This window comes from Erythrobacteraceae bacterium WH01K, assembly GCA_027941995.1.
GTDB lineage: Bacteria > Pseudomonadota > Alphaproteobacteria > Sphingomonadales > Sphingomonadaceae > CAJXSN01.
Genome location: CP115966.1, coordinates 1,973,713 through 1,993,204, shown reverse-complemented (window position 1 = coordinate 1,993,204; position 19,492 = coordinate 1,973,713). Strand labels below are relative to the sequence as shown.

Here is a 19,492-nt window from a genome sequence, read left to right as displayed (position 1 = left end):
ATCCGACGGGAGCGGAATGACAGCTTACGACGGTGCCGACGAAGCGCGCCGCTCGCTCGACGGCGATTATCTCCTCGTCGAGATCGGCACGGAAAAATACCGCTTCCCGGCGCGCCCCCTTGGCAGGGTGCAGGAAGATGCCGATGGCGGCTCCTGACCGCATCCTGAGCATTTCTGCCGTAAAGGCGGCGGAGCAAGCGCTCTTCGATGCAGGGCTTCCCGAATACGAGTTGATGGTCCGGGCGGGAGAGGCCGCGGCGCAGTGGGTCTGGCGGCTTTCTGCCGGTGGCCGTGTCACGATCCTGTGCGGACCCGGAAACAATGGCGGCGACGGTTATGTCATCGCGCGCTGGCTGCATGAACGTGGGGCGGACGTGGGGGTCGTCGCGGCGATGGAGCCGAAGACGGCGAATGCCCGCCAGGCACGTGAGGATTACAAGGGCGAAGTCCTGCCGACGGACACCGGAAGAGCGGGTGGCACCTTCGTCGATTGCCTGTTCGGTTCCGGCCAGGATCGTCCCTTGTCTGGCGATCTTTTCTCGCTCTTGGAAGGACTGCGTGAACGCCATGACCGGTCGATCGCGGTAGACCTTCCCTCCGGCGTGTCCAGCGACCGTGCCATTCTGCTGAACGACGTGCGGCCCCATGACGTCACACTGGCGCTCGGCGCGTGGAAATGGGCGCACTGGGCGATGCCGGCCTCTGCGGTGATGGGGCAGCGCATGCTCGTCGATATCGGCCTTGCCGCAGGCGACAGTGCAGCGACCCTGATCACGAAGCCCGTTCTCGGCTCGCCGCCGCCCGATGCACACAAATATTCGCGCGGTCTCGTCGCCGTCGTCGCAGGCGAAATGCCGGGCGCCTGCGCGCTGGCTGCCAGGGCGGCCCAGCATGGCGGGGCGGGCTATGTGAAAGTCTTGAGCGGGAAGCCATTGCCGCCTTTGCCCGGCAGCATCGTGATCGATGACAGCCCGCTGGCCGAAGCTCTGGCGGACGAGAGGATCGACGCCATCGTGGTCGGCCCCGGTTTCGGGCGAAGCCGGGACGCGGCAGAGCGGCTGGGCACGGTCTTGAACGCTCGCTCTGACGCCGCGCTGGTGATCGATGCCGATGCCCTGCACTTGCTTTCCCCGGATGCCTCGGATTTCGGAGATCGCCCGGTGATCCTGACGCCCCACGAGGGGGAATTGTCTGCGCTTGAGAAGGCTTTCGGAGAGGCTCAGGAGCAAGGCCCGGTACCCGCGAAGTTGGACAAGGCACGCAATATCGCGGCGAAGACTGGTGCGATTGTCGCCGCAAAAGGAGCGGACACTATCGTTGCAGGCACCGATAGCGCGATGATTGCCCAGCCAGCGCCCAGCTGGCTTTCGACCGCCGGGACGGGCGACGTGCTGGCGGGCCTCGTCGGCAGCCGCCTTGCGACCGGGCGCGGGCCGATGGACGCGGCTGCTGAAGCGATCTGGCTTCATTCGGAGACGGGAAGACGGGCGGGACCGGTATTCTCCGCAGACGGGCTGGTCGAATGCCTGCCGGACGCCTACGCCAGCGCGCGATGAACGACGAAAACCCGATAATCCGGATCGCCGCGCGCGGCGACGGCGTGACGGCGGACGGTAAGCACGTGCCCGGCGGCGTGACCGGCGATAGCCTTGCAGCCGACGGCTCGCTGGTGAAGGGGCCGCATCATGTGGAACCGCCATGCCGCCACTTCCCGAAATGCGGTGCGTGCCAGTTGCAGCACGTGGGCGAAGACGCGCTGGCCGCCTTCGTGCGCGACCGCGTCGTGCTGGCGGCAGAGGGGCAGGGCCTGACGCCCGAAACCATCGCGCCGACCCATCTTTCCCCTCCGCGCACCCGCAGGCGCGCCACGCTGCATTTCCAGCGCGTGGGGAAGCGGATCGTCATCGGCTTCCGCGAGGAACGCTCGCACCGCATCGTCGACATGACCGAATGCCATGTCCTGCTGCCGGAACTTTTCGCCCAGGTTTCAGCAGCGCGGAAACTGCTTGCCAGCTGGCCCCAGGCGAAGGCCGGGGAACTCGGCCTGACGCAGGTAGACCAAGGCGTCGACATGAGTATCGGCGGGGCGGCGCCCGAGGGGCTGGAACAGACCGAAGGGCTGCTCGACTTCGCGCGGGCCCAGGGTCTCGCCCGGCTCAGTGTCGATCACGGCTTCGGCGCGGAACCGGTCTGGGAACCGGAGCCGGTGACCATCCGCCTCGGCGGCGTGCCAGTACCGTACCCCGCCGGCGCGTTCCTGCAGGCGACGCAGGACGGGGAAGCGGCGCTCGTCGCGGCAGCACGGGAATGGACCGAAGGCTGTGACCGGGTTGCGGACCTGTTTGCCGGACTGGGAACGTTCGGCTTCGCTCTGGCCGGGCGCAGCCATGTGACGGCGGTCGAGGCCGCGCGGTCCGCGATCCTTGCCGCGACCGGACCTGCAAGGCGTGTTTCCGGCTCGCTGGACTTTTCGCACCGTGACCTGTTTCGCAATCCACTGGATGCCAGCGAATGCGGAGCCTTCGATGCCATCCTCCTGGACCCACCGCGCGCCGGTGCGAAGGAACAGGTGGCCCGTATCGCCGAAAGCGCGGTCACGGGTGTGGTCTATGTCAGCTGCAATCCTGCCAGCTGGGCGAAGGACGCACGCTCTCTGGTAGAAGCGGGTTTCGCCTTGCAGGAAGTGCGTCCGGTCGGCCAGTTCCGATGGAGCACCCACGTCGAACTGGCGAGTCTGTTCGTGCGCTAGGCCAGGGCAAGGCGCTCAAGCGGCGCGCAAGGCCTCCAGCACCTGTGCGCGGTACCATTCGCTTGCATATGCCCCGGCAAAGGCGTGGGTGGCGTTTTCGCAAGTGTGGATGCGCTGGTCGTCCTGCGGCCAGGTGGCAGCGAACATTTGCGCCGTGCGGTCGGTGCCTGCCAGCAGGAAACGAACCTGCCCGTCATAGCCCTCGATGCCAGCCCGCATCCGCTCGGCAAGTCCGGTCGGCGCAGGTGCCTTGCCCATCGATTTGCGGAGTCCGCCAGCCAGCTTGCGCAGGTTCACGCCGCCACTGACCAGACGCACGACTTCGCGCGGGTTCTTCAGCTTCGCGAGGTAGCGCGCGCGGATCGCATCGGGCGGCGGCGCTGCGGTATCCTGCCCGTCGCCATCCTCTATCGTCCAGGGGTTGGACAGGACCAGGCCGTCGCACCCGGCACCGCCTGCCAGCATCAGCGCGCTGGCAGCATCGCAATTGCCGAGGCCCACGACCTTCTCCATGGTCGGGACGATGGCGCGAAAGGCTTCGAGGGCAGCGCCTATGTCCTTTGCGCTTTTCTCGAACCCGCGATTTTTCCCTTCGCTGTCCCCGATGCCGCGACGGTCGAAACGGAACACCGGAAATCCGGCCGCAGAAATATCTGCAGCAAGCCCGGCCTGCCCCGAAAACGCACCTGAGCGGATCTCGTTACCGCCGCTCACCAGAAGAAGTCCGGTCTTGGCCGGCGCCGTGTCCAGCGTCGCGCCGAGCCGGGATTTGCCGCAGGCAAAGGTCAGGTGAAGCCGGTTCACGCCATTGGCCCTGCAATGCCGAGCGACGCTGTTACATGGCCTGCCAGCGCGTCCGCCTGTTCGGCATCGCTGTCCGGCTCGGCCCTTAGCCAGAGAGGCGTCCCGCCAAGGGCGACATGTTCGATTAGGGACAGGGTTTCTGGCGCCGGTTTCCGAGATTCCTCGAGGTCGCGCACCATCTGCGGCCCCAGCGACCAGCCTGCCAGTTCGAGGCCTTGGGTGCGCCCGGTGCCGAGAAGCGCCTCGCTGCTTTCCTCGCGTCCCTGCTCGCGCGCCGCAATCGTGCGGGCCCGGATCATGGAGCGGAGCAATTGCTTGCCTGCGACCGCGCCGTAAAGCCATCCGGGATAACCGCCGGGTGCAAGCAGGCCGCCTCCGCGCGCTGCCAGCACGTGGGTCGCGCGCCAGTGCTTTGCCGCCGCCTCGATGGCGGTGCGCCAGCTACCCAGCGACTGGTCCTGCAGGGGTTCGAGGCTTTCATTGCTGCCGGGCAAGTCGGGCAGGATGCTGTCGAGGCCGGCGTGATCGAGCCTCTGCATCACCTCGACCAGCTGATGGCGCATCTTGTTATGTTCATCGAACAGCGGCGCCAGCACGAGGATGCGCCGCTTCCGGTCCTGATCGAAAACGCGGGCATTTTCCTGCGCCGTCTTGCCGCCCGGCAGCGGGCAGGGCCATGACGCGAACATGGCGCCGACCTAGCTTTCGGCCACTTTTGCTTCGGTGAATGCGAGCAGCCCGCCATAGGTTTCGAGCATCTCGCCATCGACGTCGTCATCCTCGATCACGATGTCCAGCCGGTCTTCCATTTCGGTGAGAAGACCTGCGACCGCCATGGAATCGAGCTCGGGAAGGTGTCCGAACAAGCCGGTATCGGCGTCGAAATCGTCGACTTCGTCCGTGTCGAGGCCGAGCACGTCGCACAGGATCTGTCGCAGATCGCGGTCGATGGATGCACGGCTGCGCAACGAATTGTCGGTCGCGGGGACCCCCTGTCCGGTCATGATAGGTGCTTCATCCACTGCTGAAAGTGCCGCGCTCCCTAGCTTTCCGCGGGCCTCGGTGCAAGCCGCCGGGCCGCGGAGCGCAGGAGACGTTTCCCGATCGGGCCCCACGCACGCGGCTGGCGCGGGTCGAGACAATCGATGCGGTAACGGGGGCGCACCTCTTCCATCCAGTCCGCCTTGTAGCCATCATTCCCGGTTCCGAAATCCACCAGCGCGACGCCGTCGACGTCGATTACATGCCTGAAAAGGGCTGCGCTGAGCGTGGTGCCGGCACTCAAATTCCGGTGCGATTCCAGGTGTGCCAGCTTGTGTATGTAGGCCGTGCCCCGCTCGACCGTCCAGAACTGCGCTGCGACGGCCAGGCCGTCTGCATGGGCAACAGCCATCCTGATGCGCCCTGCGTCACCCTCTTCCTCGGCGAAGCGGCGGAGGAGGGCGGGAGTCTCTTCGGCAGGCTTCCAGCTGGCGGCGTAGATGGCCTCGTAGCCGTCCCACGCCGCCCCGTCGAAACTTGTGTGCAGAACGACGTCGACCTTCTTGGCCTTGCGCTTGAGCGTGGTCCTCATGCGGCCCGGGCGAGAGGCCCAGTACTGGTCGAATGTGCGGCCAGCGACAGGCAGGACGTGATTGGAGTCGCACTCCTCGCGCTGCACCAGCCAGCCTGCGCTCCGGAATGCGGTTTCCAGCCGGGTGGCCGACCCGTCTTCGTCGGGCACGGGCCACAGGGTCACGCGTGGGGCGCGCGATCGCAGGCCGGCGGCGATGGATTCTAGCAGACGGTCGCCGTCGGTCCCGCCCGACGCCAATTGCCTCCAGGTGAAGCTGTACCAGTTGCGTAGCGGCTCTATCCGTCCGCCGGTTTGCGTGAGAGCGAGCGCAGCCAGGTTCTCGCCCTTGCTGGCAAAGGCGACCAGGGGCGGCGTGTCGCGCGCCAGCAAGGCGAACCATTCCGGCCTGTCGAAAGGAGAGGACGCAAGGTCACGCGTCTCTTGCAAGACGTTAACCCTGTCGTGATAGCTGGCCGCAATCGCATTCACGAGGACAATTCTCCGTTTCCATGCAGCCCCGGCCCGACACGACCCGCGAAGACCTGCCCGGCGAGACGCCGAAACCGCTCGATCACCTGGTCCTGCGCGGTGCGGACGATGCGCCCGCGCTGGTGCTGCGCGAACGCACTCTTAGTTACGAGGACTTAAGAAGCCGTGTCGCCTTGCTGGCGTCATGGCTGAAGGACGTTGTGCCGGAAGAGGGCGCGCGGGTCGCGAGCTGGGCTGCGAAGGGCGAGATGACCTGCCTGCTGCCGCTCGCCTGCGCGAGAGCCGGTCTCGTCCACGTGCCGGTAAATCCCCTCCTGAAGCGGGCGCAGGCATCGCATATCCTGTTCGACTGCACGCCGAAGCTGCTGATCGGCACTGCCTCTCGGTTGAAAGCGCTGGCAGACGAGCCATTGCCGGACGGGCTCCGCCTGGTCGAAGAGGACGAGGCATGGACGCTGGCGGAGGAACATGGCGGAGCGCTCGGCCCGTCCGATGCCGATGTCGGTGCACTGGCAGCCATACTCTACACCAGCGGATCGACCGGCAGGCCCAAGGGCGTGATGCTGAGCCATGCCAATATGTGGCTGGGCGCGGTCAGCGTTGCCGACTATCTGCGAATGGAAGCGGACGATGTCGTGCTCGGCGTACTGCCGCTCAGCTTCGATTATGGCCAGAACCAGCTGCTCAATGCCTGGTATGCCGGGGCCAGCGTGGTGCCCTTCGATTACCTCTTCGCTCGCGACGTTGTGAAAGCCTGCGCGAAGCACCGTGTCACGACGCTGGCTGCGGTTCCGCCACTCTGGGTGCAGTTGACCGAGGTGAAGTGGAGCGAGGAGGCCTCTGCATCAATGCGCCGCCTGACCAATTCGGGCGGGGCGCTGACGGTCCAGCTGGTGGACGATTTGCGCGACCTGTTCCCGGATGCGTGGCTGTTCCCTATGTATGGCCTGACAGAGGCTTTTCGCTCGACCTATCTCGAGCCCGACCTTGTCGAGCGGCATCCGACATCGATGGGCACGGCCATCCCCTTTGCCGAGATCCTGGTGATCGACGATGCAGGCAGGGTCGCCGGGCCGGGCGAGGAGGGCGAACTGGTGCACTGCGGACCGCTGGTCGCGCAAGGGTACTGGCAGGACAGCGAGCGCACGGCCCAGCGATTCAAACCTGCGCCCGCCCAATCGCGATATGGCGGCACCGCGGTGTGGTCCGGGGACAGGGTCGTGCGGGACGAAGAGGGACTTCTCCATTTCGTCGGTCGCCGCGATGCCATGATCAAGAGTTCCGGCAACCGCATCAGCCCGCAGGAGATCGAGGAAGCGGCGCTGGCGACCGGACTGGTGGCCGAAGCCGTGGCTCTCGGCGTCAGGGACGAGCGTCTGGGACAGGCCGTGCACCTCGTCGCGCGGGCAGAGCCGGATGCTGCGGATGCCCAAGAGAAGCTACCCAGAATGCTGGCGAAGGAACTACCGAACTTCATGCAACCGCACGTAATTCACTGGCGCGAGACGATGCCGCTAAATCCCAATGGAAAGCTGGACAGGACGGCGCTGGCACGGGAAATCGGCGCATGAGTATCAAGCCCAAGCCCCTTGGGCCGATTCCCGCCGGGTACGAGGCCGTCGATGGCGAACTGGCGATCGGCGGCAGGAAAGCGTCCGACCTGGTTGCAGAGGCGGGCGGCACGCCCCTGTTCGTGTATTCCCGCGACAGGCTGGCCGCGCGGATGGACGCGCTTCGTGCCGCCATGCCCGACAGGCTGGGCATCAATTACGCGATCAAGGCGAATCCTTTCGAACCCTTGCTCGAATATATGCAACCCATCGTCGACGGGTTCGACATTGCTTCTGGCGGTGAACTTGCGATCCTGCGCGAAATCGGTGCCGACATGGGCCGCGTCAGCTTTGCCGGGCCGGGCAAGAGGAACGAGGAGCTGCGTGCCGCGATCGAAGCCGGCGTCACGCTGAATACGGAATCCGAGGCAGAAGCACACCGCGCCCTGCGGATCGGGGACGAGCTGGGAAAGACCCCTCGTCTGGCCATTCGCGTTAACCCTGATTTCGACATGAAAGGCTCCGGCATGAAGATGGGCGGCGGGGCCAAGCCGTTCGGTGTCGATGCCGAGCGCGTGCCTGCCTTGGGCCGCGAGATCATCGCAGCCGGAGCCGACTGGCGCGGCCTTCACATCTATACCGGTTCGCAGGCGCTGGATGCCGACGCCATCATCGAGACACAGGCCAATGTTCTCCAGCTTGCCGACCGGATCGCGCGCGATATCGGACAGCCCCTGCCGAAACTGAACATGGGGGGCGGATTCGGAATTCCGTACTTCTTCGGGGACGAGGAACTGGATATTTCCCGCATTGGCGATGCGCTGGCGCAAAGGTTCGATACCCTGCCGGAAACGCTGGAAAGCGCGCATCTTTGCATCGAGCTCGGCCGCTATCTCGTGGGGCTCGCCGGGGTTTACCTGACCCGCATCGTCGACCGGAAGGTCAGCCATGGGAAGACATTTCTCGTGACCGATGGCGGCCTGCATCACCAGCTAGCCGCGTCCGGCAATTTCGGGACGGTCATCAGGCGCAATTATCCCGTTGCAATTGCAAGCAATTTTGCCGCTCCCGCCGATGATCTGGCCAGCGTGGTCGGATGCCTTTGCACACCGCTCGACCGCTTGGCGGACCGGGCCGAACTGCCCCGGGCAGAGGTTGACGACCTCGTGGCGGTATTTTGTGCCGGGGCTTACGGCGCAACCGCGTCACCTTCGGCGTTCCTGGGCCAGGGTCCGGCAAGGCAAATGCTCGCTTAACCTTTACGCGGCCATTGTCCCGAAACGGGATCACCCCCCGGAAACTGCCAAAAACTAACGAGATGTTCACCCTTTTTGGCGAGGAAAGCCCCAAATCGCGGGGACCAGTGTGTCCGGACAAGCCGGAGCGCTGCGAACCCCAAGGTCTGGCCAGGGAAGCATCTCGATGTCTAAAGAAGGTATTACCAAGATTCTCGCGACGTCCGTCGTTTCCACACTCGCGCTCGCCGGGTGTGCGGGAGCAGGGGGCGGTCCCGAACTGCCGCCGGCGGCCTTCGTTGCCAACCAGGAAGGGCCGAGCCAGGAATATGTGATCGGGCCGCTCGACCAGTTGTCGATCCACGTCTGGCGCAACCCGGAACTGGGTGCGGAGAAAATCCAGGTGCGTCCCGATGGCCGTATCACCATCCCGCTGGTCGCGGACATGCCCGCTGTCGGCAAGACGCCTGCCATGCTGCAGGAAGACATCCGGCTGCAATTGTCCCAGTTCATCGAACAGCCGATCGTGTCGGTGATCGTGACCGAGTTCGCCGGGACGTTCAGCCAGCAGGTTCGCATCATCGGTGCGACTGCGCAGCCGGCCTCCATCCCCTACCGCGCCAACATGACCGTCCTCGACGCCATGATCGCGGTCGGCGGCCTGAGTGAATTTGCCGCCGGCAACCGCTCCAAACTGATCCGTTTCGATCCCCAGGCGGGGAGGCAGAGCGAATACGGCCTGCGCCTGTCCGATCTTTTGAAGCGCGGCGACAGCAAGGCGAATGTCATGCTGAAGCCCGGGGACGTGATCATCATCCCCGAGAGTAATTTCTAAGGGCGGCCGCGAGAGATGAACGAAGTTTTCGACGAGCTGCGCGCCGCGCTCTATTCCGCCTGGGCACGCAAGTGGCTGGTGCTCGGCGTGGCGTGGGGCGTCTGCTTGCTCGGCTGGCTGGTGGTCGCGATGATCCCAAATTCCTACGAGGCGAAATCGCGCATCTTCATCCAGCTGGACGACGTGCTCGCCCAGCAGATCGGCATTGCCGGCAGCGACAAGACCGACATTGCGCGCGTCAAGCAGACGCTGGTCGGTTCCGAGAACCTCGAAAAGGTCATCCGTTCGACCAACCTGGGGCAGGGCGTTTCCACCCCGCGCGAAATGGAACGCGAGATTGCCGAATTGTCGGAAGATGTTGCCGTGCGCAGCGAAGAGGACAATCTGTTCGAGATCAGCGCGACGATCGGCAAGTCGGAATTGTCGGATGCAGAGAACGCCGCTCTCGCTCAGGATGTCGTGCAGAAGTTGCTCGATATTTTCCGTGAAGAGAACATCGCCGGCAGCCGCGGCGAAGTCGCGGAAACGGTCGTGTTCCTCGACCAGCAGCTGGAAGAACGCGCCCGCGAACTGGAGGCGGCCGAACTGCGCCGTACCGCGTTCGAGGCGGAGCATCCCGAACTGATCGGCGGCGCGGCAGCGATTTCGAACAAGCTGCAGAATGCCCGCACCGAGATGCGCGGCGTGGAGGCGGACCTCGCCGCTGCGCAAAGCGCGCTCGCCGCGATCCAGGGGCAGCTTGCCGGAACACCGGCGACATTGCCCGGCGCGACCATCCAGTCGCCTCAGGGGTCGGCCTCCGCTGCGCTTTCGCAGGCCCAGTCGCAGCTGGCTGGGCTTCGGGCACGGGGCCTTACCAGCAATCATCCGGACGTGATCGCCGCCCAGCGGCAGGTCCAGCTGCTGCGCCAGCAGGCCGCAGCCGAGGGGCCGCAGACCAGCCGCACCAGCAGCACGCCCAATCCGGCCTACAGCTCGCTCGTGTCGATCCGGGCCGAGCGGCAGGCGAACGTGCAGGCGCTGATGGCGCGCAAGGCTTCGCTGCAGGCTGACATCTCCTCCATGATCGCAGACCAGGCAAGCGAGCCTGCCCTTGCTGCCGAGGCGCAGCGCATCAGCCGGGATTACGAGGTCCTGAAGACCAAGTACGACGACCTTTTGCAGGACCGCGAGGAAATGAAACTGCGCGGTCAGGTCGAAAGCGAGCGCAGCTCCTTCAAGTTCGACGTGATCGCACCGCCCGCCCTGCCGCTGAAGCCGGCGGCGCCCAACCGCCCCCTGCTATTGATCGGCGTCCTGATTGCCGGCCTCGGCGCAGGGATCGGTGCGGCATTCGCGATTGGCCAGGTAAAGTCGACCTTCAGCACGACCGCTTCGCTGGAACGGGCGATGGAAGTCCCCGTGATCGGTGCAATCTCGCGCACATTCACAGACGCGCAGCGCGCTGCCGAGGCTCGCCGGATGAAGATGTTCTACGCCGCGACCGCCGCGCTGGGAGGATTGTTCGTGATCCTTCTCGGCATCGAGTTCGTCCAGGTCGGCACGGTTGCGTGAGGGGGATCAGGTAATGACCGAACACAAGAAGATCCCGCTCCCAGAGAACGGCGATGAGAGCAAGACCGGCAAGGCTGGCGAAAGCTCGCTGTTCGAACGGGCGAGTGGCGCATTCGGCCTCGACAGTTTCGGATCCGCGCCCATGCCCGGAAAGCTTGCCGACGCCCCGATGAAACGCGCGCGTCCGGTCCGGCGCAAGGCTGAGGCCGAACAGGCAGACTCTGCCGTCACCGACCGCGAGCCGGACCACGGCGCATCGGCAGCGCGCGTGAACGATCAAGCGGCGCCGGAAAAGACTGTTTCCGCAGACACCGAAACTCCGGCCGAGGAGGCGGCGTCCAGCGTCCCTGCCGTCCAGAAGACCCATGCCCCGGCAACGATCGAGGCACGCGGATACGGAACACCCTTCACCGGCAAGCCGGTTTCCATTGACCGGGACATTCTTGCGAAAAACGGACTGATCGATCCCAAGGACGGCAACAGCGCGCTGCTGGAAGAATTCCGCATCGTGAAGCGGCACGTGCTGGAAGCGGCGCGCGATCGCGGCACCTCGGCCTCCCGCCGGATCCTGATCTCCTCGCCCCATCCGGACGAGGGGAAGACCTATTGCGCGATCAATCTCGCCATCGCGCTCGCAGCCGAGCGTGACCTCGAGATATTGCTGGTCGACGCCGATTTCGCGAAGCCCAGCCTGCCGGACATGCTGGGTATTCCCGCATCGACGGGGTTCATGGACGCCCTCAGCAACGACGATTGCGACGTCGAGGACCACGTGATCGGAACCGATATCGGCAACCTCTGGGTCCTGCCCAGCGGCAACCAGACCAATGCCGATTCCGAATATCTCGCCAGCAACCGTACGCAGCACGTGCTCGGCCGGCTGACGATGGGTCATCCGGATCGGCTGGTCATTTTCGACACGCCGCCCGCGCTCGCCGCATCGACCGCGGCCGAGCTGGCCAAGCATGTTGGGCAGGCAATTCTGGTCGCCCGTGCAGAGCAGACCGGAAGGACCGCGCTGGAAGATTCCTACCGCCTCCTGTCCGCCTGCGACGACATCAAGATGCTGCTCAACGCCATCAATTTCAGTCCGAGCGGTCGACGCTTCGGCAGCTATTACAAGTGAGGGGACCGGTCATGCGCGTCCATTACAAGACAACCGTAGCTCTTGCAGCGCTCGCCCTGCCGGTTTGTGCGCAGGCGCAATATTACGGGAATGACGAAGTTACGGGCGGGAGCAGTCGCCAGCAGGCCGGCGGCCCCGTCAGCAGCGCCGAACCGCTGCAGACCCGGGAGCGGCCCCGCATCGAGCCCTACCTCGAAGTGAACCAGGTGGTCCTGCAGGAGCTTTCGCCGGGTAGCGATACAGTGACCTATACCCAGCTGGCCGCAGGCGCGGATGCATCGGTCCAGGGCCGCAACAACGGCGCTTCCGTATCGATCCGTTACGAACGCAATATCGGCTATGGCGATGCCGCCGTGGACAGCGACACCGTGACCGGCATTGCGCGCGGCTATACCTCCGTCGTTCCGCAGGTGCTGACGGTCGAGGCAGGCGCGCTCGCGGCACGAACCCGCGTGGGCGAGAGCGGATCGTCCACCTTCAATTCCGTCGAGGGTGTCAGCCAGGATGTCGAAGGCGAGATCTACTCGGTCTATGCCGGTCCGACCCTTTCGACCAATGTGGGCGCGGCGCAGGTCGCCGCCAATTACCGCTTCGGTTACAACCGCGTGGAAGGCCCGGACATCGTTCCGGTCGACGGCACCGGCAATCCCGTCGATGTCTTCGACGACAGCACCGTGCATTCGGCCAGCGTGAATGCCGGATTGCGTCCGGGCGACGTGTTGCCTGTGGGCGTGGGTGTCGGCGGCGGCCTCTACCAGGAAGACATCTCCAACCTCGATCAGCGTGTCCGCGACGTCTATGCGCGGGCCGACGTCACCGTGCCGGTCTCGCCTTCCGTCGCCCTTGTCGGCGGGGTCGGGTACGAAGACGTGCAGGTCAGCAGCCGCGATGTCGTGCGCGACGCGGCCGGCGATCCTGTCGTGGATGCGAGCGGCCGTTTCGCGACCGACACATCCGCACCGCGACAGATCGCCTTCGAAACCGACGGGCTGATCTGGGATGTCGGGGTCGTCTGGCGGCCGTCCTCGCGCACCGCTTTCGAGGCGCATTATGGCCGCCGCTACGACAGCGATACCTATTACGGCAGTTTCGCCTACGCGCCGAACGCGCGAAGCTCCCTCAATGTATCGGTCTACGATGCTGTGTCGGGCTTCGGCGGTCAGCTCAACAATGCGCTCGCCAATGTGTCGACCGACTTCACTGCCGGGCGCAACCCGCTGACCGGGGACTTCAACGGCTGCACCGCCGGTGCGGATGGCGGGGCGTGTCTTGGCGGTGCATTGTCGTCCGTCCGCAGTGCCGCCTATCGCAGCCGCGGTATCTCGGCCAGCTATTCGCGCCAGCTGGGGCGGATCAATACCGGCATCGGCCTCGGCTATGACAGGCGCACCTTCATCGCTGCGCAGAACACCATCCTGGGCAATGTCGATGGCCTGACGGACGAGAATTACTATGCAACCGTCTATGTCAGCGGCGATATCGGCCGCGATGCCGGTTTCAACGCCAATGCCTATATCAACTACATCGACAACGGCGCACCCACGGCGGGCGATGCGACCGTGCTTGGCGCATCGGCCGGGTACAACCAGTACATCTGGCAGGGCCTGTCGGCCCGCGCAGCCATCGCCATCGACCATCTCGACAGCGAATTGTCGGTGGAGGACCTGACCACGGCCTCCGCCCTGTTCGGCCTGCGCTACGACTTCTGATCCGGGGACACAGCATGTTTGACGATTTCTATGGCCTGACCGGGCGACCGTTCCAGCTGACGCCGGATCCGGATTTCTATTTCGAGAGCATCACGCACCGCAAGGCGCTGAGCTATCTCGGCTATGGCATGGCGCAAGGCGAAGGCTTCATCGTGATTACCGGCGAGGTGGGCGCGGGCAAGTCGACGCTGGTCGCACATCTGATGAAGAAGATCGACCCGGAACGCCTGACGGTGGGCCAGATCGTGACCAGCAATCTCGATGGCGAAGAACTGGTCCATATCGTCGCCCAGAGCTTCGGCCTGGATATCGAGGGCCATGACAAGGCGAGCGCGCTGGGCGCGATCGAGGACTTCCTTCACGAGGAAGCGCGGGCGGGGCGCCGGTGCCTGCTGGTGGTCGATGAGTCCCAGAACCTTTCGGTCGAGGCGCTGGAAGAGTTGCGAATGCTTTCGAATTTCCAGCTCGGCAGCCACCCGCTGCTCCAGCTGCTGCTCTTGGGCCAGCCGGAGTTTCGCGCCACGCTCGCCAATCACGAAGAGTTGGAGCAGCTGCGCCAGCGCGTGATCGCCGCGCACCATCTCGACGCAATGGAGCCGGGCGAATTGCAGCCCTATATCGAACACCGCCTGCAATGCGTCGGCTGGGACGGAAATCCGGCTTTCGACCAGAGGGTCTTCGCCGAGCTGTACCAGGCAACAGCCGGCATTCCGCGCCGCGTAAACCAGATCGTGACGCGTCTTCTGCTGCTGGGGGCTGTCGAACAGCGCACGCGGATCGATGCGTCGATGCTGGCATCGGTGATGGACGAAATGGCGAACGACAACACCTTCCCCGAAGCGGCACCCAAGCCGATGGCGAAGGCGGACAAGGAGGTCACCTCTCCCGCGCCGCTCAATCACGCGCCGCGGGTCGACATGGAACAGGTCGAGGCATTGCTGGCAGAGCGCGACGCCCAGATTGCCGAGTTGCAGAAGGCCGTCGTTGAACTTTCCGATACGACGCCGGTTTCCGCCGACATTTCTCACCGCCTGAGCGCGCTGGAAGCGCGGATCGACGAACAGGAACAGTCTGTCCGTCACGTGCTCACGATCCTCATCGAATGGATCGAGCGCGACGAACGACGCGCGGCCTGATTACAAAAAAAGCGATCCCTCCCATGCAGGTAACAGCCCCAGCCAAGCCGCGTATCGTCAACGGCCTGTCCGTCGACGTGGAAGACTGGTTCCAGGTCGGCGCGTTCGAAACCGTGATCGAGCGCGACGAATGGGACAGCCTGGCCAGCCGGGTGGAAGACAACGTCCTGCGCATCCTCGACCTGTTCGACGAAGCGGACGTGAAGGCGACGTTCTTCACGCTGGGCTGGGTGGCGAAGCGCAATGCACCGCTGATGCGCCGCATCGTCGAAGGTGGGCACGAGCTTGCCAGCCATGGCTATGACCACGCGCGCGTTTTCACTTTCGACCGCAAGCAGTTTGCCGGCGACCTGAAGCTGGCGCGCATGATCCTGGAGGATGCTTCCGGCCAGCGCGTGACCGGCTACCGTGCGCCCAGCTTCTCGATCGACCACCGCACGCCGTGGGCCTACATGGAACTGGCAGAGCAGGGGTACGTCTATTCCTCCAGCGTGGCGCCGGTCACCCACGATCATTATGGCTGGCGGGAGGCGCCGCGTTTCGCATTCCGCCCGCTTCCGTGGTCGGACCTTGTGGAAATCCCGGTGACCACGGCAATCCTCGGCGGCAAGCGTGTCGCGGCGGGCGGCGGCGGCTTTTTACGCGTCCTGCCATATGCCTTCAGCCGGTGGGCCATAAGGCAGGTCAACCGGCGCGACGAGCGTCCGGCCGTATTCTATTTCCACCCTTGGGAAATCGACCCGAAGCAGCCGCGCGTCGAGAATGCGCCGGTGAAATCGCGCCTTCGTCACTACACCAATCTTGACAAGATGGCCGGCAAGCTGGGTGAATTGGTGCACGAATTCGAATGGGGCCGGATGGATGCACTCGCCCATCGCGAGACGCCGCGAGCGACGGAGCTTGCTGCGTGAATGCGCCTTTCGGCCTGTGTGATGAGGTCCTGACGCTGGCGGACCTGTCCGATCCCGGCGAGGCCGCGCGGATCGAGCAATTCGTTTTCGCGAACGCCGGGTCCCCGTTCCACCTTCCACGCTGGCTGAAGGCGGTGGAGCAGGGCACCGGCCAGACCGCCCTCGGCCTGCTGGCGGAACGGGGCGGCGCCATCACCGGCTGGCTGCCCCTGACCGAGGTGCATTCCCTCGTATTTCCACGTGCCCTCGTTTCGAGCGGCTTCGGGGTCGAGGGAGGCATTCTGGCAAGCGATCCGCGAACCGCGCGGCGCCTCGCCCGGGCTGCGTGCGAACTGGCGGAGCGCCGGGCCTGTGCATCGGTAGAGCTTCGCGGAGGGGACCCCCTAGAAGGCTGGACCATACAGTCCGACAGCCATTGTGGTTTTCGCGCAGGACTTGCCGAAGACGACGAGGCGCAATTGCTCGCCATCCCGCGCAAGGCCCGCGCCGAGGTCCGCAAGGGGCTGAAGAACGGCTTTCGCATAACCACGGGCAACGGGGAGACCGACCGGGCGGCGCATTATGCCTGTTATTCCGAGAGTGTCCGCAATCTGGGCACGCCGGTTTTCCCGCGAAGCCTGTTCGGCGCAGTGCTGGACGCGTTTGGCGACGATGCCGATATCCTGACGGTGTGGGACGGCGACCGTCCCGTCGCCAGCGTCCTGTCGCTTTACCACCGGGGCGACGTCATGCCCTATTGGGGAGGGGGCGTATGGGACGCACGGACCCTGCGCGCGAACGAGGTCATGTATTACGAGCTGATGTGCCATGCCCGGCGCAAAGGCTGCGTCGCGTTCGATTTCGGACGCAGCAAGACCGGCAGCGGTCCCTTCGCGTTCAAGAAGAACTGGGGCTTCGAACCGCAGCCGCTAACCTATTCGAGCTGGTCCGCCGGTCCGTCGCAGGCGCGCAATGTCGACCCGACGAGCGAGGCCTACAGCCGCAAGATCGAGCTGTGGAAGAAGCTGCCGCTCGGCGTGGCGAACATGGTCGGCCCGCCCATTGCCCGCGGACTGGCGTGATGGGAGAAATCCTGTTCCTTTCCCACCGTATCCCGTTCCCGCCGGATCGCGGTGACAAGATACGGTCGCACCACCTGCTGCGGGCCCTTGCGAAAGAGCAACGGGTCCACGCCGCGACCTTCGGGGAAACGGACGCCGACATGGCGGCCGAGGCCGATCTCGCGGCTATATGCGAAAGCCATTGCCTGGTCCGCCGGACGAAGCCGCTTGCCCTCGCCGGGGTGGAGGCAGTGCTCGCCGGGAAACCGGTCAGTCTCACGGCCTTCGACCATCGCCGCATCCGCGCCTTCATCGACGACACGATCGCGCGCAGGCCGATCGACGCCATCTTCGTGTTCTCGGGCCAGATGGGGCAATACATTCCCGGAAGTTTCGGCGGGCGGGTCGTGATCGACTTGTGCGATGTCGATTCAGCGAAGTTCGAGGCTTACGGCAAAAAAAACTCCGCACGCGCCATCATCGACCGGCGGGAAGGGTGCATGCTTGCACGGGAGGAAGAGCGGCTGGCGCACCGGGCGGACACGGTCATCCTGATCAGCGACAAGGAGGCGGGCCTGCTCGCCTCGCGCATGGAGTACCCCGCCGGCGCGAACATCCGCGCAATCCGGAACGGGATCGATACGGCAACCTTCGACCCGGAGCAGACGGCAACCCACCCGGTGCTGGAGAAGGCAACCGGACCCAATCTCGTTTTCACCGGGCAGATGGATTATCCGCCCAATGTCGAGGCGGCGCTGCGGATGATCGACGATATCCTGCCCCGTATTCGCGAGCAGCATCCGCACGCGGTGTTCCACTGCGTCGGCCGTGCGCCTGTCGCTTCTCTACGAAACCGCGACGGCGAGCCGGGTGTTCGCATCTGGGGCGAAGTGCCTGATGTGAAACCATTCCTGCGATCGGCCGACATGGTTGTTGCGCCGCTGACCATCGCCCGAGGTATCCAGAACAAGGTGCTGGAGGCCATGGCCATGGCACGCCCGGTCATCCTTTCCCCCGAAGCGGCAACGGGCATAGACGCCGCCGACGGCACCCATTTCGTCATTGCACGCGGTGACGCCGATTTCGCGGAGGCCGTCGACAGGCTTCACTGCGATGCCGACCTTGCATCACGTATCGCGCGGTCCGCTCGCGATTTCGTAGTGCGGGAGCAGGGGTGGGAGGCCATGCTGGCTCCGCTCCATGACATCATGACGGGCGAGCTTCGCAATGCCGCCTGACATCGCCCTGCAAGCCATCAGGACGGGAAGCTGGCGCTCGCGCCTGCCGATTAGCTGGCGCAGGCCGCTAGCTCATCTCGCGCTGAGCTGGATCGCCCTGATGGTCCTGACCGCGAGCGCCTGGGCCGAAATGGCGGTGCAGTGGTGGAATATCTCCACCTACAACCACATCCTGTTCATCCCGCCCATCGTCGCATGGCTTGTCTGGCTGCGACGGGCAGAGCTAGCCAGGCTGCAGCCGCTCGGCTGTTGGCCCGGCCTCGTTCTCGTCGCCGGTGCGCTGTTCGTCTGGCTGCTGGGGGAACTGGCGGGCGTGAACATCGTGGCACAGGCCGGAGCTGTGGGTGCGCTGCAAATGAGTGTCCTCGCTATACTCGGGCCGCGGGTAACGGCCGGCCTGCTGTTCCCGCTGGCCTACATGGTCTTCCTCGTGCCCTTCGGCGACCAACTGGTACCGGCCCTGCAGATGATTACCGCAGATGTGGTCATCTGGCTCACCCGGATCAGCGGCATCCCGGCAGTGATCGACGGCGTGTTCATCGATACGCCTGCCGGTCTTTTCGAAGTGGCCGAGGCGTGTTCCGGCGTGAAGTTCCTTATCGCGATGATCGCCCTGGGCGTGCTGGTAGCCCAGACATGCTTCGAGAGGTGGGGCCGCAGGTTGGCGTTCATGGCGACCTGCATCGCGGTGCCAATCATCGCCAACGGGGTCCGCGCGTGGGGGACGATCTATATCGCCCAGTCGCAGGGTATCGAGTTCGCTGCAGGCTTCGATCACATTTTCTACGGCTGGATCTTCTTCGCCATCGTGGTCGCCGTGATCCTGGGGGCGGCGTGGCGCTTCTTCGACCGCGATCCGGAGGAGCCGGGAATCGACGGGCAAGCACTGGCAGAAAGCAGGGCTTTCTCGAAGCTGGAGGCTTTCACGGCAGAAGGTCGGAGCATCCTGCTTGCGATTGCTGCGATCATCCTGATTTTCGCCGCGTGGAACACTCTTGCATCGCGGCTCGAAGCAGATCTCTCGGACCGGCTTGTCGCACCGCAGGCGAACGGCTGGACGCAGGAAGCCCCGTCGATGCAACTGGATTGGGAGCCGCGCGCTAGCGGAGCCGATCTGCGATTGCTAACGTCCTATGTCGATGGTGAAGGGCGCCGCGTCGATCTGTTTGCAGCCGCCTATGCGACGCAGGGACCGGGACGCGACCCGGCGGCGTATGGGGAAGGGGCTCTGGTCCCCGATACGGACTGGCGCTGGCTTCGCTCCGGCGAAAATAGGCCCGATGCGACCTCGGACTATCTCTTCGCATTGGGATCGGTGAAACGGCTGGCGCAGACCAGTTGGCGCATCGGGGACGTGACCACGGCCAGCGCGGCGCGGCTGACGCTTGAGGCGATGCGCGACAAGCTGCTGCTGACCCCGCGTCCGGCCCTGACGGTCATCGTCTCGGCCGAAGACAGGCCGGGAATGCCGGCAGACGAAGCCATTGCCGCATTCCGCCGGTCCACAGGTCCGCAGGACGTCTGGATGGACGGCCTGCTGGATACGCCCTAGCGCCTCGGC

18 protein-coding genes are annotated in these 19,492 nt (G+C 65.0%); 14 read left to right on the top strand and 4 right to left on the bottom strand.

The genetic code is table 11. The features are described from left to right. Nucleotides 1-16 precede the first annotated feature (16 nt). The 3 genes from PF049_09780 to PF049_09770 are packed head-to-tail and all read left to right on the top strand — an operon-like array spanning nt 17 to nt 2,749. Nucleotides 17-157, top strand: a complete 141-nt coding sequence (locus tag PF049_09780; GenBank protein WBY15885.1) for a hypothetical protein — start codon at nt 17-19, stop codon at nt 155-157. After that, nucleotides 144-1,556 (top strand): NAD(P)H-hydrate epimerase, encoded by a 1,413-nt coding sequence (locus tag PF049_09775; GenBank protein WBY15884.1) that lies wholly within the window; start codon nt 144-146, stop codon nt 1,554-1,556. Before PF049_09780 ends, PF049_09775 begins: the two co-directional genes overlap by 14 nt. After that, nucleotides 1,553-2,749, top strand: a complete 1,197-nt coding sequence (locus PF049_09770) for a class I SAM-dependent RNA methyltransferase (protein ID WBY15883.1) — start codon at nt 1,553-1,555, stop codon at nt 2,747-2,749. Before PF049_09775 ends, PF049_09770 begins: the two co-directional genes overlap by 4 nt. A 15-nt stretch (nt 2,750-2,764) precedes the next feature. Here PF049_09770 and PF049_09765 read toward each other — a convergent pair whose 3' ends face one another. From PF049_09765 to PF049_09750, 4 genes are read right to left on the bottom strand one after another with little or no spacing between them, the layout of a single operon-like run. After that, entirely contained in the window at nt 2,765-3,553 is a 789-nt protein-coding gene (locus PF049_09765) for a hydrolase 1, exosortase A system-associated (protein WBY15882.1), read from the bottom strand. Further along, nucleotides 3,550-4,242 carry a hypothetical protein gene (locus PF049_09760; GenBank protein ID WBY15881.1) on the bottom strand — a complete coding sequence of 231 codons (693 nt, stop codon included), beginning with the start codon at nt 4,240-4,242 and terminating at the stop codon, nt 3,550-3,552. The genes PF049_09765 and PF049_09760 overlap by 4 nt, the downstream gene beginning before the upstream one ends. Before the next feature lie 9 nt (nt 4,243-4,251). Beyond that, nucleotides 4,252-4,557 (bottom strand): acyl carrier protein, encoded by a 306-nt coding sequence (locus tag PF049_09755; protein ID WBY15880.1) that lies wholly within the window; start codon nt 4,555-4,557, stop codon nt 4,252-4,254. Between the two features lie 38 nt (nt 4,558-4,595). Further along, entirely contained in the window at nt 4,596-5,597 is a 1,002-nt protein-coding gene (locus PF049_09750; protein ID WBY15879.1) for a GNAT family N-acetyltransferase, read from the bottom strand. Between the two features lie 20 nt (nt 5,598-5,617). On the opposite strand from PF049_09750, the gene PF049_09745 reads away from it, so the two are divergent. From PF049_09745 to xrtA, 11 genes are all read left to right on the top strand, one after another. Further along, nucleotides 5,618-7,168 carry an acyl-CoA ligase (AMP-forming), exosortase A system-associated gene (locus PF049_09745; protein WBY15878.1) on the top strand — a complete coding sequence of 517 codons (1,551 nt, stop codon included), beginning with the start codon at nt 5,618-5,620 and terminating at the stop codon, nt 7,166-7,168. Beyond that, on the top strand, nt 7,165-8,403 hold the full coding sequence (locus PF049_09740) for a pyridoxal-dependent decarboxylase, exosortase A system-associated (protein ID WBY15877.1): 1,239 nt from the start codon (nt 7,165-7,167) through the stop codon (nt 8,401-8,403). Before PF049_09745 ends, PF049_09740 begins: the two co-directional genes overlap by 4 nt. Nucleotides 8,404-8,569: 166 nt before the next feature. Next, a complete protein-coding gene (locus PF049_09735; protein ID WBY15876.1) occupies nt 8,570-9,217 on the top strand; it encodes a polysaccharide export protein in 648 nt (215 codons plus the stop codon). Nucleotides 9,218-9,232: 15 nt separating this feature from the next. Beyond that, on the top strand, nt 9,233-10,771 hold the full coding sequence (locus PF049_09730) for a chain-length determining protein (GenBank protein ID WBY15875.1): 1,539 nt from the start codon (nt 9,233-9,235) through the stop codon (nt 10,769-10,771). Nucleotides 10,772-10,784: 13 nt separating this feature from the next. Further along, a complete protein-coding gene (locus PF049_09725; protein WBY15874.1) occupies nt 10,785-11,897 on the top strand; it encodes an AAA family ATPase in 1,113 nt (370 codons plus the stop codon). Nucleotides 11,898-11,908: 11 nt separating this feature from the next. Continuing rightward, nucleotides 11,909-13,606, top strand: a complete 1,698-nt coding sequence (locus PF049_09720) for a preprotein translocase subunit YajC (GenBank protein ID WBY15873.1) — start codon at nt 11,909-11,911, stop codon at nt 13,604-13,606. 14 nt (nt 13,607-13,620) lie between these two features. Next, complete coding sequence (locus PF049_09715; GenBank protein WBY15872.1) at nt 13,621-14,742, top strand: XrtA-associated ATPase; 1,122 nt, start codon at nt 13,621-13,623, stop codon at nt 14,740-14,742. Nucleotides 14,743-14,765: 23 nt separating this feature from the next. Then, complete coding sequence (locus tag PF049_09710) at nt 14,766-15,653, top strand: DUF3473 domain-containing protein (protein ID WBY15871.1); 888 nt, start codon at nt 14,766-14,768, stop codon at nt 15,651-15,653. Further along, on the top strand, nt 15,650-16,714 hold the full coding sequence (locus tag PF049_09705; protein WBY15870.1) for a FemAB family PEP-CTERM system-associated protein: 1,065 nt from the start codon (nt 15,650-15,652) through the stop codon (nt 16,712-16,714). The genes PF049_09710 and PF049_09705 overlap by 4 nt, the downstream gene beginning before the upstream one ends. Beyond that, complete coding sequence (locus tag PF049_09700; protein WBY17898.1) at nt 16,714-17,931, top strand: TIGR03087 family PEP-CTERM/XrtA system glycosyltransferase; 1,218 nt, start codon at nt 16,714-16,716, stop codon at nt 17,929-17,931. The genes PF049_09705 and PF049_09700 overlap by 1 nt, the downstream gene beginning before the upstream one ends. Continuing rightward, nucleotides 17,921-19,483 (top strand): exosortase A, encoded by a 1,563-nt coding sequence (gene xrtA / locus PF049_09695; GenBank protein WBY15869.1) that lies wholly within the window; start codon nt 17,921-17,923, stop codon nt 19,481-19,483. Before PF049_09700 ends, xrtA begins: the two co-directional genes overlap by 11 nt. Nucleotides 19,484-19,492: the final 9 nt, after the last annotated feature.

What these genes read in the sequence shown, in the direction of transcription:
- PF049_09780 (WBY15885.1), top strand. Translation starts at nt 17, where the DNA reads ATGACAGCTTACGACGGTGCCGACGAAGCGCGCCGCTCGCTCGACGGC.
- PF049_09775 (WBY15884.1), top strand. Translation starts at nt 144, where the DNA reads ATGGCGGCTCCTGACCGCATCCTGAGCATTTCTGCCGTAAAGGCGGCG.
- PF049_09770 (WBY15883.1), top strand. Translation starts at nt 1,553, where the DNA reads ATGAACGACGAAAACCCGATAATCCGGATCGCCGCGCGCGGCGACGGC.
- PF049_09760 (WBY15881.1), bottom strand. Translation starts at nt 4,242, where the DNA reads ATGTTCGCGTCATGGCCCTGCCCGCTGCCGGGCGGCAAGACGGCGCAG.
- PF049_09755 (WBY15880.1), bottom strand. Translation starts at nt 4,557, where the DNA reads ATGACCGGACAGGGGGTCCCCGCGACCGACAATTCGTTGCGCAGCCGT.
- PF049_09745 (WBY15878.1), top strand. Translation starts at nt 5,618, where the DNA reads ATGCAGCCCCGGCCCGACACGACCCGCGAAGACCTGCCCGGCGAGACG.
- PF049_09740 (WBY15877.1), top strand. Translation starts at nt 7,165, where the DNA reads ATGAGTATCAAGCCCAAGCCCCTTGGGCCGATTCCCGCCGGGTACGAG.
- PF049_09735 (WBY15876.1), top strand. Translation starts at nt 8,570, where the DNA reads ATGTCTAAAGAAGGTATTACCAAGATTCTCGCGACGTCCGTCGTTTCC.
- PF049_09730 (WBY15875.1), top strand. Translation starts at nt 9,233, where the DNA reads ATGAACGAAGTTTTCGACGAGCTGCGCGCCGCGCTCTATTCCGCCTGG.
- PF049_09725 (WBY15874.1), top strand. Translation starts at nt 10,785, where the DNA reads ATGACCGAACACAAGAAGATCCCGCTCCCAGAGAACGGCGATGAGAGC.
- PF049_09720 (WBY15873.1), top strand. Translation starts at nt 11,909, where the DNA reads ATGCGCGTCCATTACAAGACAACCGTAGCTCTTGCAGCGCTCGCCCTG.
- PF049_09715 (WBY15872.1), top strand. Translation starts at nt 13,621, where the DNA reads ATGTTTGACGATTTCTATGGCCTGACCGGGCGACCGTTCCAGCTGACG.
- PF049_09710 (WBY15871.1), top strand. Translation starts at nt 14,766, where the DNA reads ATGCAGGTAACAGCCCCAGCCAAGCCGCGTATCGTCAACGGCCTGTCC.
- PF049_09700 (WBY17898.1), top strand. Translation starts at nt 16,714, where the DNA reads ATGGGAGAAATCCTGTTCCTTTCCCACCGTATCCCGTTCCCGCCGGAT.
- xrtA (WBY15869.1), top strand. Translation starts at nt 17,921, where the DNA reads ATGCCGCCTGACATCGCCCTGCAAGCCATCAGGACGGGAAGCTGGCGC.